The 14,602-nt window shown below is 65.0% G+C and carries 11 protein-coding genes; 6 read left to right on the top strand and 5 right to left on the bottom strand.

Annotated features, from left to right (window positions below; genetic code table 11):
• Positions 1–51 precede the first annotated feature (51 nt).
• The 6 genes from FJ942_RS05155 to FJ942_RS05130 all read left to right on the top strand — a co-directional run bounded on the left by FJ942_RS05155 (position 52) and on the right by FJ942_RS05130 (position 8,886).
• On the top strand, positions 52–372 hold the full coding sequence (locus FJ942_RS05155; protein ID WP_140496176.1) for a hypothetical protein: 321 nt from the start codon (positions 52–54) through the stop codon (positions 370–372).
• Positions 373–440: 68 nt separating this feature from the next.
• On the top strand, positions 441–1,742 hold the full coding sequence (locus FJ942_RS05150) for a nitrate/nitrite transporter (protein ID WP_140556650.1): 1,302 nt from the start codon (positions 441–443) through the stop codon (positions 1,740–1,742).
• A gap of 20 nt (positions 1,743–1,762) precedes the next feature.
• Positions 1,763–4,213 (top strand): nitrite reductase large subunit NirB, encoded by a 2,451-nt coding sequence (gene nirB / locus FJ942_RS05145; protein ID WP_140897309.1) that lies wholly within the window; start codon positions 1,763–1,765, stop codon positions 4,211–4,213.
• Between the two features lie 211 nt (positions 4,214–4,424).
• Entirely contained in the window at positions 4,425–4,754 is a 330-nt protein-coding gene (gene nirD / locus FJ942_RS05140; protein ID WP_140522291.1) for a nitrite reductase small subunit NirD, read from the top strand.
• Positions 4,755–4,757: 3 nt separating this feature from the next.
• A complete protein-coding gene (locus FJ942_RS05135) occupies positions 4,758–7,649 on the top strand; it encodes a nitrate reductase (RefSeq protein WP_140816684.1) in 2,892 nt (963 codons plus the stop codon).
• 382 nt (positions 7,650–8,031) lie between these two features.
• On the top strand, positions 8,032–8,886 hold the full coding sequence (locus FJ942_RS05130; RefSeq protein ID WP_140496181.1) for a hypothetical protein: 855 nt from the start codon (positions 8,032–8,034) through the stop codon (positions 8,884–8,886).
• 188 nt (positions 8,887–9,074) lie between these two features.
• On the opposite strand, the gene FJ942_RS05125 is transcribed toward FJ942_RS05130, so the two are convergent.
• From FJ942_RS05125 to FJ942_RS05105, 5 genes are all read right to left on the bottom strand, one after another.
• A complete protein-coding gene (locus FJ942_RS05125; protein ID WP_140897308.1) occupies positions 9,075–10,589 on the bottom strand; it encodes an aldehyde dehydrogenase family protein in 1,515 nt (504 codons plus the stop codon).
• A gap of 171 nt (positions 10,590–10,760) precedes the next feature.
• Complete coding sequence (locus tag FJ942_RS05120) at positions 10,761–12,023, bottom strand: RNA polymerase sigma factor (RefSeq protein WP_140632605.1); 1,263 nt, start codon at positions 12,021–12,023, stop codon at positions 10,761–10,763.
• Positions 12,020–12,394 (bottom strand): YciI family protein, encoded by a 375-nt coding sequence (locus FJ942_RS05115; protein ID WP_140513613.1) that lies wholly within the window; start codon positions 12,392–12,394, stop codon positions 12,020–12,022. The genes FJ942_RS05120 and FJ942_RS05115 overlap by 4 nt, the downstream gene beginning before the upstream one ends.
• Before the next feature lie 84 nt (positions 12,395–12,478).
• Positions 12,479–13,582, bottom strand: a complete 1,104-nt coding sequence (locus FJ942_RS05110) for a DNA topoisomerase IB (RefSeq protein WP_140632602.1) — start codon at positions 13,580–13,582, stop codon at positions 12,479–12,481.
• A gap of 130 nt (positions 13,583–13,712) precedes the next feature.
• Positions 13,713–14,597, bottom strand: coding sequence for a transglutaminase family protein (locus FJ942_RS05105; protein WP_140897307.1), 885 nt, complete (start codon positions 14,595–14,597; stop codon positions 13,713–13,715).
• Between the last annotated feature and the right edge of the window lie 5 nt (positions 14,598–14,602).

Here is a 14,602-nt window from a genome sequence, read left to right as displayed (position 1 = left end):
TTCCTGCATTGAAATAACCAGACCCTTAGTGGGTCACGGAACAGGCGTCCAATGGCGGGCGCCCACAGGCAAAGCTGCCGCTCAGGTCAAGACGCGATCCGGATTCCCGGACGCGAAGACCTGGCCGGCGGCTTTTTTGTTTGGCCGAACACGCAATCGACGGTGCTGGTCCCAGGCAGCGCCCAACCGGAGACGACGATGACGAAACGGATCGGAACTGGAACAACCCTCAAGGATTTCACGCGCCGCGATTTTGTCGCCAGCAGCGCGCTGGCGGCGGCGCTGTTCGTCGCAGCGAAGATGCTGTTCCCGGTTGGCGCCGTGGCCGAGGGCAAAGGTGCCCAAGTGAACGCGCCAAGCTCGCCGCGCTGATGCCGCGCCGCTGACCATCGATCAAGAAAACACGCGCGGTGCTTCTCCATCGCAAACCGGAGCCTGACATGACCGCAATCCTCCCAGCCGCGCCCAGCCAGGACAATGCCCCCCGGCAGGCGCTCCTGATGTCCACCATCGCGTTCACAGTCTGCTTTGCGGTGTGGACGATCTTTTCCATCATCGGCGTGCGCATAAAGCAGGAACTTGGGCTGAACGAGACGGAGTTCGGCCTGCTCGTCGGCACGCCGATCCTCACCGGCTCCCTCGTGCGCATGGTGCTCGGCGTCTGGACCGACCGCTATGGCGGACGGCTGGTTTACACCGCCACCATGCTCGCTGCGGCGGTAGCGACCTTCCTGCTCGCTTTTGCGCACACTTACGGACAGATGCTGATCGCTGCACTCGGCGTCGGGCTTGCCGGCGGCTCCTTCGCCGTTGGCGTCGCCTATGTCTCGCGCTTCTTCCCGGCGGGCAGGCAGGGCACGGCGCTCGGCATCTTCGGTGTCGGCAATGTCGGCGCCGCTGTCACCAAATTCCTGGCGCCTTTCGTGCTTCTCGCCTGGGGCTGGCAATCGGTCGCGCTGATCTGGGCGGCAGCACTCGTCATCATGGCCGCCATCTTCTGGTTCACGACCGGCGACGATCCCGTGATTCGCGAGCGCCGCGCCGGCAAGACCACGCCTGCGAGGAGCTTCTGGCAGGAATTCGCGCCGCTCAAGAACCCGCAGGTCTGGCGCTTCGCCTTCTATTACTTCTTCTCCTTCGGTGCGTTCGTGGCGCTGTCGCTGTGGCTGCCGCGCTACCTGATCGGCGTTTACGGCTTCGGGCTGGCGACCGCCGGCATGATCGGCGCGGCTTATTCGATTCCCGCGAGCATCTTCCGCGCCTATGGCGGAGTGCTGTCCGACCGCGTCGGCGCTCGTACCGTACTCTACTGGACCTTCTCCGTTTGTGCCGTCGCGACCTTGGTGCTGTCTCTCCCCTCGGCAGACTATGTGGTGCGCGGCATCAGCGGGCCGATCGCCTTCCATTTCGAGATCGGCCCGCTCGCCTTCATCGCCGTCGCCTGCGTGCTCGGCTTCTTCATGAGCCTCGGCAAGGCCGCCGTCTACAAACATATCCCGGCTTACTATCCGCAGAGCGTCGGGGCCGTTGGCGGCGTCGTGGGCATGATCGGCGGCCTTGGCGGCTTCATCCTGCCGATCGCCTTTGGCGCGCTGAACGATCTCACCGGCGTCTGGTCGAGTTGCTTCATGCTGCTCTTCGTCCTCGTCGTCGCCTGCTTTGCCTGGATGCATGTCAGCGTCAGGCGGATGGGGCGGGCCGCATCAACCAAGGCGTCGACCCTTTCCTATGCTGCAGAGTGACACCGGAGCGGATTAGGAACATGACCGAGAAACTCATCATCATCGGCAACGGCATGGCCCCTGGGCGCATGCTGGAGCACCTGCTGGAACAGGCGCCGGACCGCTACAGCGTCACCATCTTCAACGCCGAACCGCGCGTCAATTACGACCGCATCATGCTGTCGCCGGTCCTCTCGGGCGAGAAGGCCTACGAAGAAATCATCATCCATGGCGACGGCTGGTACATCGCCAACAACATCACCCTCTACAAGGGCCACAAGATCGTCGCCATCGACCGCGCAGCGAAGACCGTCACGTCGGACCACGGCGTCACCGAACCCTACGATAAGCTTGTCATCGCCACCGGCTCGGTGCCGTTCATCATCCCGGTGCCCGGCCACAACCTGCCCGGCGTTCTCACCTATCGCGACCTCGACGACGTCCAGGCGATGATGCTCGCGGCCCAGTCGCGCGCCAAGGCTGTGGTCATCGGCGGCGGACTGCTCGGACTGGAAGCAGCAGCGGGCCTCAACGCGCAAGGCATGGACGTCACCGTGCTGCATGTCATGCCGACGCTGATGGAGCGCCAGCTCGATCCGGCGGCAGGCTATCTGTTACAGCGCGCCGTCGAGCAGCGCGGGATCAAGGTTGTCACCAAGGCCAATACAAAGGCGATCACGGGCAACGGCAAGGCCGAGCAGGTCGAACTCGTCGACGGCACCGTCATCCCCGCGACGCTGGTGGTGATGGCCGTCGGTATCCGGCCGAACGCAGCGCTGGCGAAGGAGGCTGGCATCGCCGTCAACAGAGGCATCGTCGTCGACGCCGGCATGCGCAGCAACGACCCGGACATCTACGCGCTCGGCGAATGCGCCGAGGTCAACGGCCAGATCTATGGGCTGGTCGCCCCCCTATACGAGATGGCCCGCGTCGCCGCCCGCCAGCTCGCCGGCGACGAGGCGGCCGGTTTTGTCCACATGGACACGCCGACCAAGCTCAAGGTCACCGGCATCGACCTGTTCTCGCTCGGCGACTTCGCCGATGGCGAGGACCGCCAGGAGATCGTGCTGCGCGACGCGGCGGCCGGCGTCTACAAGCGCCTCGTGCTCAAGGACGACCGCATCATCGGCACCGTGCTCTACGGCGAGACCGCGGACGGCGCCTGGTTCAACGACCTCAAGAAGAAGCAAACAGACATATCGCAAATGCGCGATACGTTGATCTTCGGCCAGTCCTACCAGGGGGGTGCCCCACTGGACCCTATGGCGGCCGTTGCAGCCTTGCCGGATGATGCGGAAATCTGCGGCTGCAACGGCGTCTGCAAGGGCAAGATCACGGGCGCGATCGCGGCCAAGGGGCTGACTTCGCTCGACGACGTGCGCGCGCACACCAAGGCGTCGGCCTCCTGCGGCTCCTGCACCGGGCTGGTCGAAAAACTTATGGTGCTGACCATCGGCGACAAGTACAACCCGGCCGCCGTACAGCCCATGTGCTCCTGCACGACGCTCGGCCATGACGAGGTGCGCCGGCTGATCAAGGCCAAGGCGCTGAAGACCATTCCCGCGATCATGCAGGAACTGGAATGGAAAACCTCCTGCGGCTGCGCCAAATGCCGGCCGGCACTCAACTATTATCTCGTCTGCGACTGGCCGGACGAATACGCGGACGACTACCAGTCACGCTTCATCAACGAGCGCGTCCACGCCAACATCCAGAAGGACGGCACCTATTCGGTGGTGCCGCGCATGTGGGGCGGCGTCACCAATGCCGCCGAACTGCGCGCCATCGCCGATGTCGTCGATAAGTTCGATATCCCGATGGTCAAGGTCACCGGCGGCCAGCGCATCGACATGCTGGGCATCCGCAAGGAAGACCTGCCGGCGGTGTGGGCCGACCTCGGCCAGGCCGGCTTCGTCTCCGGCCACGCCTATGCCAAGGGACTGCGCACGGTGAAGACCTGCGTCGGTTCCGACTGGTGCCGCTTCGGCACGCAGGATTCCACCGGCCTCGGCATCCGCATCGAGAAATTCATGTGGGGCTCGTGGACGCCGGCCAAGGTCAAGATGGCGGTGTCGGGTTGTCCGAGGAACTGCGCCGAGGCGACCTGCAAAGACGTCGGCGTCATCTGCGTCGACAGTGGCTACGAGATCCACTTCGCGGGTGCGGCAGGCCTCGACATCAAGGGCACCGAAGTGCTTGGCCTGGTCAAGACCGAGGACGAAGCGCTGGAGCATATCGTGGCGCTGACGCAGATGTACCGCGAGCAGGCCCGCTATCTCGAACGCATCTACAAATGGGCCAAGCGCGTCGGCATCGCCGAGATCAAGCGCCAGATCATGAACGATGGCGACAAGCGCAAGGCCTTCTACGACCGCTTCGTCTTTTCCCAGAAATTCGCCCAGGTCGATCCGTGGTCGGAACGCGTGTCAGGCAAGGACAAGCACGAGTTCCGGCCGATGGCCTCGGTCGGGTTCGCGGAGGCGGCGGAGTGATGGAGATGTTCGCGCGAGCCACCCCCCTCTGTCCTGCCGGCCATCTCCCCCTCAAGGGGGGAGATTGGATGCCACAACGGCCTTTGCCAATCGCCAACTTCGCAGAACGGACGCCATCAGCAAAACTGCCGATCTCCCCCCTTGAGGGGGAATTGTCCGGCAGGACAGAGGGGGGCGCCTGGGCGCATTCGTATCAAGTAAAGGCGACCCAATGACCTGGACACCGATCGGCTCCCTGTCCGACATCCCCCGCCGGGGCGCGCGCTGTGTTGCCACGCCGCAGGGCAAGATCGCTATCTTCCGCACCGCCGAGGATCAGGTCTTCGCCATCGACGATCATTGCCCGCACAGAGGCGGGCCGCTGAGCCAGGGCATCGTGCATGGCGCGGCGGTCACCTGCCCCCTGCACAATTGGGTCATCTCGCTGGAGACCGGCAAGGCGCTCGGCGCCGACGAGGGCGCGGTGCGCACCATTCCGGTGAAGATCGAGGGCGAGCGTTTGTTCATCGCGCTCGAAGCGCTGGCAAGCCGCGCGGCCTGACCCATGCAGATTGGCGAAGCACGCGAGGTGAGGACCACTTGCCCCTATTGCGGGGTAGGCTGCGGCGTGCTGGCGAAGGTCGCCGCGGACGGACAGGTGTCGGTCCGCGGCGACCCCGACCATCCCGCGAATCTCGGCCGGCTCTGCTCCAAGGGCTCTGCTCTTGCCGAGACCATCGGCCTCGACGGCAGGCTGCTCCACCCCGAGATCCACGGCCGCCGCGCCTCCTGGAATGAGGCACTCGATCTTGTCGCGTCGACCTTCTCGCAAACCATTGCCGAACATGGGCCGGATGCGGTCGCCTTCTATGTCTCCGGCCAGTTGCTGACCGAGGACTATTATCTCGCCAACAAATTGATGAAGGGGTTCATCGGCTCGGCCAATATCGACACCAATTCGCGCCTCTGCATGGCCTCCTCGGTCGCCGGCCATCGCCGCGCCTTCGGCTCCGACACGGTGCCCGGAACCTACGAGGATCTGGAGCTTGCCGATCTCATCGTGCTGGTCGGCTCGAATCTCGCCTGGTGCCATCCCGTGCTCTACCAGCGCATAGCTGCCGCGCGTGAGAAGCGCCCGGAAATGAAGATAGTCCTGGTCGACCCCCGCCGCACCATGACATCCGATATCGCCGACATGCACCTGGCGATCGCACCGGATGGCGACGTCGCCCTGTTCACCGGCCTGCTCGCCTGGCTCGGCCAGCACAATGCGCTCGACCGCGCCTACATCACCGCTCACACGACCGGCTTCGGACAAGCCCTTTTCGCCGCCTCGGCACTCGACCTTGCCGGCATCGCTGCCGCCACGGGCCTGAGCGAGGACGAGCTCGCCCGCTTCTACGGCCTGTTCGCCGCGACCGCCAAGACCGTCACGGTCTATAGCCAAGGCGTCAACCAGTCGTCGTCCGGCACCGACAAGGTCAACGCCATCACCAACTGCCACCTCGCCACCGGTCGCATCGGCAGGCCCGGCGCCGGGCCGTTCTCGGTCACCGGCCAGCCCAACGCCATGGGCGGACGCGAGGTCGGCGGCATGGCCAACATGCTGGCCGCGCATATGGAGATTGAAAATTCGGGGCATCGCGAACGCGTGAAGCGCTTCTGGAATGCACCTGACATCGCGCAAAAGCCCGGCCTGAAAGCGGTCGACATGTTCCGGGCGGTCGCCGACGGGCGGATCAAGGCGCTGTGGATCCTCGCCACCAATCCTGTCGATTCGATGCCCGATGCCGACGCCGTCGAAGCAGCGATCAAGGCCTGCCCGTTTGTGGTGGTGTCGGACGTGCAGGCCGACACAGACACGGTGCGCCATGCCCATGTCCGGCTGCCGGCCACCGCCTGGGGCGAGAAGGACGGCACCGTTACCAATTCCGAGCGCCGCATCTCGCGCCAGCGCCCGTTCCTGGCCGCGCCCGGCGAGGCGCGGCCAGATTGGTGGATCATTGCGGAAGTGGCGCGGCGGATGGGGTTTGGCGAGGCGTTTTCCTATGACGCGCCGGCCGGGATATTCGCCGAGCACGCGGCGCTGTCGGGCTTCGAGAATGATGGCGCGCGCGATTTCGATATTGGTTGGTATGCCGGTGTCGATGAGAAAGCTTACGAAGCGCTTGCGCCATTCCAATGGCCGGCGCCGAGCCCAGGCGCCCCCCTCTGGCCTGCCGGCCATCTCCCCCTCAAGGGGGGAGATTGGATGCCACGACGGCCTTCGCCAATCGCCGATACCGCAGGACGAGCGCCGTCGACAAAACTGCCGATCTCCCCCCTAGAGGGGGAGATGTCCGGCAGGACAGAGGGGGGCGCCTGGGCTCGACATCTCTCGGAGGGGAACGTTCAAGCTGAGCCCCAACCGGAGAACGATAAAGCAGGGCCACCGAACACCCGCTTCTTCGCCGACGGCAATTTCTACACGCCCGACCGCAAGGCGCGCTTCATCGCCGTCCGCCCTGTCACGGAAACCCGCACGGACGAGAAATTCCCCCTCATCCTCAACACCGGCCGTGTCCGCGACCATTGGCACACCATGACACGCACCGGCAAAAGCCCGCGTCTGTCGCAGCACATCGCCGAACCCTTCGTCGAGATTCATCCCGACGACGCCGCGCGATACGGCATCGGCGACGCCGACATCGCGCGCGTTTCCAGCCCGCGCGGCGCCGTGCTCGTGCGCGCGCTGATCACGTCCCGCCAGCGCCGGGGCAGCATCTTCGCGCCGATGCACTGGACGGACCAGTTCACCGCCAAGGGCCGGCTCGACACGCTCACCGCGCCACTCACCGACCCAGTTTCCGGCCAGCCGGCACTGAAGCACGTCGCGGTGCACATCGAGAAATTCGCCGCGATGGCGTTCGGCTTCGCCGTGACCCGACAAAGGCCCGAAGCGATCGCCGGCGACTATTGGGCCGTGGCCCGCTGCAGGGATGGCTGGCGGGTCGAGCTCGCCTTTGCAGACGACAAAATCGACTGGACGACTTTTGCCCAATCCCTGTTCGGCGCCTCGACCGATGCCGAAATACTCGCCTATCACGACCGCGATGCCGGCCAGCATCGCATCGCCGCCTTCGATGGCGTACAGCTCGCGGGCGCCCTGTTCGTCGCTCCCGGCCCGGTCGCCGTGTCGCGCGGATGGGCAACGCAGCAGCTCGAAGAGGCCCATGCCAGCCAACGCGAGCGCTTCCGCATCGTCGCCGGCCGCGCCGGCGCCGAACGGCCCGATGCCGGCGCGACCGTCTGCTCCTGTTTCAACGTCGGGATCAAGCAGATCACGGCGGCGGTGGCTTCCGGCTGCACGAACGTGGAAGCCATCGGCGCCGCGCTGAAGGCAGGCACCAATTGCGGCTCCTGCCGCTCTGAGATCCGCGCCATCATCCAGGCACATCGCGTTCAGGCGGCCGAGTAGGCGGCAGAACCCGCCATCGGCGGCCTCCCGATGCGTATGCGCCGGCGGACCCCGCGTCAGCCCATCATGGCCGGGCGGCAGGACGACACCCGGGGCGTAGCTGCGGTTGTCCAGATCGCTAAGCGCGCCGTACTTGCCGCCGTGTGGGTTGCCGCCGACGTCTCGCCGCCATCATTGGCTACAGAACTGGACTTTAGTCCGAGCTGTCTCATCTGGACACAAAAGCGCAAGGCTGAAAATGTCTTAATGCATGTCGCCCAAAAGTAACCTCGGTTTTGGGAGGACGACATGCACGAAAAAAGCCAAAAGCGCGTCGCATGAATCCGCTTCGACGCGACCCGCTCTTGGAGCGCAGTAAGCTTGGCCAACCAGAAGGAGGCGGATGCTGGACATCGAGGACATAGCCGCTCATCCGGATCTGCACCGCCACGTCCAGGAGCAGTCGTTGGCGCTGATCCACATCTACGAAGCCAGCCCGCGGCTTGCTTCCATATTCGCCACGCAGCAGCGCTGGCTGATGGGCCATGTCGGCCTTGCCATGCATTTCAGGCGCGACCCGGGCGACCGTCGCACCGCGTTGACGGTGTCGCGCTTCATCGAGTTCGTGCATCAGCACAAGGTCGCCAGCCGCAACACCGCCGACGCTTTCATCAAGGAGATGCTGAATTACCGCATCGCCGAATACGTCGCGGGCGGAGACGGGCGCACCCACCCGTTGCAGCCGACAGCGGACACGGTGCGGACATTCACCGGATGGGTGCACGCACATCTACGGACCCTTGACCGACTCGACGGCGCGGACCGGCTGGCGAGATACCTGGAGCGGCCCGATATGCTCGCCGCCCTGCAGCCCCTCGTGGCCGACGGCCTGCTTTCGTCCAAACCGGTGCGCGAACCCAACCAGACCTTTTCCCTGTTCATCTGGCTCAACAATGGCGGCATCGTCATGGATCGGCTCATGTCCGGCATCGACCCCGACCATGCCGGCCTAGATCGGATTCCGACCAGCGTGGTCTCGGTGGCGGAATTCGCCAGTTGGCTCAAACTGTCGCGCACCCACCTCGCCCGAAAACTACGCGATGCCGAGGCGCTCGGCAGCATCGGCTGGCTGGGCCAGCGCGGCAATTCCGTGATGTGGGTCTCGCACCGCTTCTTTCAGGAATACATGACCGTCCAGGCCGCCAAGCTGGCCATCGTGGATGCCGCCTTCGCAGCATGCTTTTCCACCGACCACTGAGAGACTCGCCGCTGCCCAGGCTATGAAGGCGGTCCGTGCCGCTGTGTATCCTTTGAAACAAAAAAACCGCCTCGGCGGCGGGACGTCAGCACCATACGAAGAATGACAGCATAACTGCCCTCAGCAGTGAACCTCAGGCCGCAGAACGGCCCGGGTGCGCAAGGTCACCCGAGCCGGAACCCGCAATGTCACTCGATGTCGAAGGACACACCCTGGGCGAGCGGCAGCGCCTTGGAATAGTTCACCGTGTTGGTGGCGCGGCGCATATAGGCTTTCCACGCATCGGAGCCGCTCTCGCGGCCGCCGCCGGTTTCCTTTTCACCACCGAAGGCTCCGCCGATCTCGGCGCCCGACGTGCCGATATTGACATTGGCGATGCCGCAGTCCGAGCCGTCGACGCCGAGAAAGCGCTCGGACTCCTGCAGGTCGCGGGTGAAGATCGACGACGACAGCCCCGCTCCCACCGCATTGTGCTCGTCAAGCACGGCGTCGAAATCGGAATACTTCATCACATAGAGGATCGGCGCGAACGTCTCTTCGGTCACCGGCGACACTTGGCTGGGCATTTCGACTAGCGCCGGATGCACGTAGTAGGCGTCCGGATGGCCATTCTCGACCCGCGTGCCGCCGGTCACCTTGCCGCCGTGGGCGGACGCTTCCTGCAGCGCCTTCTGCATGGCTTCGTAGGCTGCCTTGTCGATCAGCGGCCCAACGAGGGCCGACGTCTCCAGCGGATTGCCGACAGAGACGCTCTGATAGGCCTTCTTCAGCCGCGGTACCAAGGCGTCGTAGATGCTGTCATGCACGAACAGGCGCCTCAGCGTCGTGCAGCGCTGGCCCGCCGTGCCCATCGCGCCAAAGGCAATCGCGCGCAACGCCATGTCGAGATCGGCGGTCGGGCAGACGATGCCGGCATTGTTGCCGCCGAGCTCCAGCACCGCGCGTGCAAAGCGCTTGGCCAGGCGCGGGCCGACGTCGCGGCCCATGCGGGTCGAGCCGGTGGCGGAGACCAGCGGCACCTTGGGATGATCGACCAGAATCTCGCCGACGGCGCGGTCGCCGATCAGCACCGACGCGAGCCCTTCCGGCGCATCAGTGCCGAAGCGCTTGACGGCGCGCTTGAAGATCGCCTCGCAGGCCAGCGCCGTCAGCGGCGTTTTTTCGGAAGGCTTCCATACCACCGCATCGCCGCAGACCAGCGCCAGCGCCGCATTCCACGACCACACCGCGACCGGGAAGTTGAAGGCGGAGATGACGCCGACCACGCCGAGCGGATGCCAGGTTTCCATCATCCGGTGTCCTGGGCGCTCGGTGGCGATGGTCAGTCCGTACAATTGCCTGGAAAGACCGACGGCGAAGTCGCAGATGTCGATCATCTCCTGCACTTCGCCGAGCCCTTCCGAGGGGATCTTGCCGACCTCGATCGACACCAGCCGGCCAAGTTCGGCCTTGTGCGCGCGCAATTCCTCGCCGAGCAGCCGCACCAGCTCGCCGCGCTTCGGGCCCGGTACCAGCCGCCAGGCCTGAAACGCCTTGTGCGCGGCATCGATGGTCCTGGCCGCATCGGTCGGCGAGATCGTGCTCAATGCCGCGATCTGCTCGCCCGTGACCGGGCTGCGCACGATCAGGTCGCCGCCGACAAGCGCCTCCTTGGCAACACCCAGTTTCGCCAGCAGCTCGGCGGTTTCCTTCGCTATCGTCATGTCTGTCCCTTTCAGATCCCGCCATTCATGTGGCGTGGTCAAAGCATTGCGCCGTGCATTCCCTATGCGGTCAGGCGCAGGGTGGCGCTGTCTTGGCGTGCCAATAGCGGTTTCAGGAAAAAATCGCCACCCCGGCATGGTCCAAGCTCGGGCCAGACCATTGAACCAGGGTCAGCTTGCGGTGCGCGCTGCGCTGTCCTTCATCAGCCGGTCGATGTGCATGCGTATATGGGCCGCTTCCGCCGCGGTGTTGGCAAGCGCGATGGCGCGATCGAAGGCGACCCGCGCCTCCTCGCCCCGGTCGAGTTGCATCAAAAGCCCGCCCTTGAGGCCGAAGAAGTGGAAATAGCCGGAAAGCCTCTGCTCCAGCGGCTCGATTATGGCGAGCGCGGCCTCCGGTCCGCTCACCTTGGAAACCGCGACCGCACGGTTGAGGGTGACGACGGGCGACGGCTGCATCTGTTCGAGCAGGCCGTAAAGCAGGTCGATCTCCACCCAGTCCGTGTCCTCGGCCTTTTCAGCCCGAGCATGCAGCGCGGCAATCGCCGCCTGCACCTGGTAAGGGCCGGGCTTTCGGTGGCGCAGTGCCTTGTCGACCAGCGCCAGCCCTTCATCGATCATCTTGCGGCTCCACAGGCTGCGGTCCTGATCCTCGAGCAGAACGATCTCTCCGTCCGCATCGAAGCGGGCCGGTGCGCGCGCATGCTGGAGCAGCAGCAGCGCCGTCAGCCCCATGATCTCCGGCTCGGTCTGGAACAGCCTGAGCAGCAGCCGGGCCAGCCGGATCGCCTCCTCGCACAGCGGCGCGCGGGCCGGCGCCTCGCCGCTGTTGGTCGAATAGCCCTCGTTGAAGATCAGGTAGACCATGGCCGCGACCGCGGCGAGCCGCTCCGAGCGCTCCACCGCGCCCGGCGTCTCGAACGGCACGCCGGCGTCGGCGATACGTGCCTTGGCGCGAGTGATACGCTGCTCCATGGCGCTTTCGCCGACCAGGAAGGCGCGCGCGATCTGCTTGACCGTAAGGCCGGAGACAATGCGCAGCGCCACCGCGATCTGCTGCGTTGCCGGCAGGTCGGGATGGCAGCAGATGAACAGCAGTCGCAATATGTCGTCGCGGTAGTGCGCGCCATCGAGCCGCTCGGCGATGTCGCTCTCTGCGTCCTCGAGATCAGATATCTGGTCCTCTTCCGGCATCGGCGCCTGCTTGGCGCGCTTGCGCACCGCGTCGATGCCGCTGTTGCGTCCGACGAAGATCAGCCAGGCCGCCGGATCGCGCGGCGGACCGTTCTGCGGCCAGTTCTTCAGCGCCCTGAGGCAAGCGTCCTGGAAAGCTTCCTCCGCCGTATCGAGGTCGCGGAAATAGCGCAGCAGCGCACCCATCGCCTGCGGGCGGGCGGCGCTGATCGCTGAGCTGATCCAGGCAAGTTCGGTCATACGGCGGCCCTAGTGGGATTGAAGATGGATACCGGCCGGATTTCGTAGGAGCCGCCGCTCGGATTGACCTCGGAAAGTTCGCGCGCGAACTCCACCGCCTCGTCGAGATCGGCGCATTCGAGCGTGTAGAAGCCGAGGAACTGTTCCTTGGTCTCGGCGAACGGCCCGTCGATGACGATCGATTCGCCCTTGACCTTCCTCAGCGTCGTCGCCGCCGTCGTCGGCAAAAGCCGCGCCACCGGGCCAAGCCGGCCGGCGTCCGCGTATTTCTGCTGGACATCGAGAATGTTGGCCATGACCTTGTCGTCCTGTTCCTTGCTCCAGGAGCAGACGACGTCTTCGGAAGCATAGCACAAGATCGCGTAGAGCATGGTTTGTCCTCTTCTGTGTCAAAGGACGAAACACTAGGACCGATCCCGACACGGCGTCGATAAAAAAATCGAGGCGCCGCGGATTCAGCGGCCGCTGGTTGCCGCGGGTCCGCTTTCGTGCGTCTTCAGCCATCGCAGCACGAGCGCTTCCTCGTCATCGAGACCGTCTATCGATCGTTTGCGCTTGTTGGCTTCCGCCATTTCGGCAAGCAGCCGTCCCTGCAGCCATGCTTCGAAGACTTGCGGATGGATATAGCATTGGCGGCAGACGGCGCGCGTGTTGCCCAGCCGCTCGGCGACCCTGTCGATGACGCTGTTCATCGCCCGTTTCTGCTGTGCCTGGCTGTCGGGCAGCACCGTTTGCGCAAATAGCGACGCGGCGTGGATGGTGCCGCCCCATGTACGGAAATGTTTCGAGCTGAATGCATCCCCGATGGCCTCGCGGATGTAGCGGTTGACGTCCTCGGAGCGCACCGGGTGTCTGTTGCCGTCCTCGTCGAGATACTGGAACAGCTTTTGGCCCGGCAGATCCTGCGCGCCGCGCACGATTCGCGCGATGCGGCGATCGACCAGCTTCAATTTCCATTCCTTGCCCGATTTGCCCTTGAAGGCGAACCGCAGGCTCGATCCCTTGATGTCGACATGGCGGTCCCGTAGCGTCGTCAGGCCGAAGCTCTTGTTGTCGCGGGCGTAAGCGGCGTTGCCGACTCGGATCATGGTGTTGTCGAGCAGCCAGACGATCGCGGCGACGACGCGTTCGAGCGGCAGGCCATGGCGGCGCAGGTCGCTGTCCATCCTACGCCGAAGCTCCGGCAGGCTTTCGGCGAAAGCGACAAGGCTCGAATATTTGGCGCTGTCGCGTTCCTCGGCCCAACGCGGATGGTAGCGATATTGCTTGCGCCCGCGCTGATCCCTGCCGGTTGCCTGGATATGGCCGTCCGCCTCGGGCGAGATCCACACATCCGTCCAGGCCGGCGGGATAACGATCGCCTCGATGCGCGCTCGGGTGGCATCCGAGACCGGCCTTCCGTCAGGTCCCCTGTAGGAAAATCCCTTGCCCGCTTTCAGTCGGCGGATACCGGGCTCGGTATCGCTGACATAGATCAGTGCGGCATCCTCGGCAGAGATCTGAGCGCCGTTCTTTGGTGCGGCCTCGCCGTCGATAGTCAATCCGGATTTCTGCAGCATGCTGGCCCCACGGAAACACCCGTAGATAAGCCTCTGGGCCGAGCACTGGTTCCATTCCTGTCCGAAAAGTCGGCGGCCACCCACGCCGGGGCGGAACCCTGCAAGGCGCTTTGCGCAAGCAGGCCTGACGTCAGGTCTTCTCCAGCACCACCGGAATAACGTCGACGGCTTGCTCTCCGACCTGTCCGCCGGTGGTCTTGAGAACGCCGACGATCGGCGCGACATCCGAATAGTCACGGCCATAGCCGACGGTGATGTGATCGTTGGAGGCCCGCATGCCGTTGGTCGGGTCGAACTCCTGCCAGCCGGCATCGCGCCCGCACCACACCTTGACCCATGCATGCATGGCGTCGGCGCCCTCCAGCCTGGCCTTGCCCTTGGGCGGAATGGTGCGCAGGAAGCCGCTGACATAGCCGGCCGGTATGCCAAGCCCGCGCAGGCCGGCGATCATGATATGCGAGAAATCCTGGCACACGCCGCGCTTCAGCCGGAAGGCATCGCCTGCCCTGGTGCGGACGGTGGTTGCCTCGTTGTCATAGGTGAAATCGCGGTGGATGCGATTGCAGAGGTTCATCGCCGTACCGGCGGCGGAGCCGCCGACGCTGTCGCGCGCATAGGCGGTAATCGCCGCATCGATGCCGGCGTGACCGCTGGCGGCCAGGAAATGGTGGGGGGTATCCGGCGCCAGCGAGCGCACGGCGGCGAGCTCCTGACGCAGCCGGCTAAGGTCGGGCGACACGTCGAGCCCGGGCTCGGGCCGCGACACCGCCACGCGCGCGCTCATCCTGATGTCGAGCGCGTCATGCGCGTCGCGGAAGGCGATCGAGGTGATGTTGTTGCCGAAGAAATCGGAAAAATCCGAGCGTTCGTTTGGCGCCGGCGCGAAGGATAGCGACGCTGCGACGACGCGCTGCACGCCGTCGATGGTCGGCGGCAACACGCGCACCTGGTGACGGCCGCCGCCGGCGACGGCGGCGTAGTCATAGTGAAGGTGAAGCCTGATGTCGTAGAGCATGCCGG

This window comes from Mesorhizobium sp. B2-4-2, from assembly GCF_006442845.1.
GTDB lineage: Bacteria > Pseudomonadota > Alphaproteobacteria > Rhizobiales > Rhizobiaceae > Mesorhizobium.
Note: the sequence above shows the minus strand (reverse complement) of the source record. Positions and strands in the feature narration are given on the sequence as shown.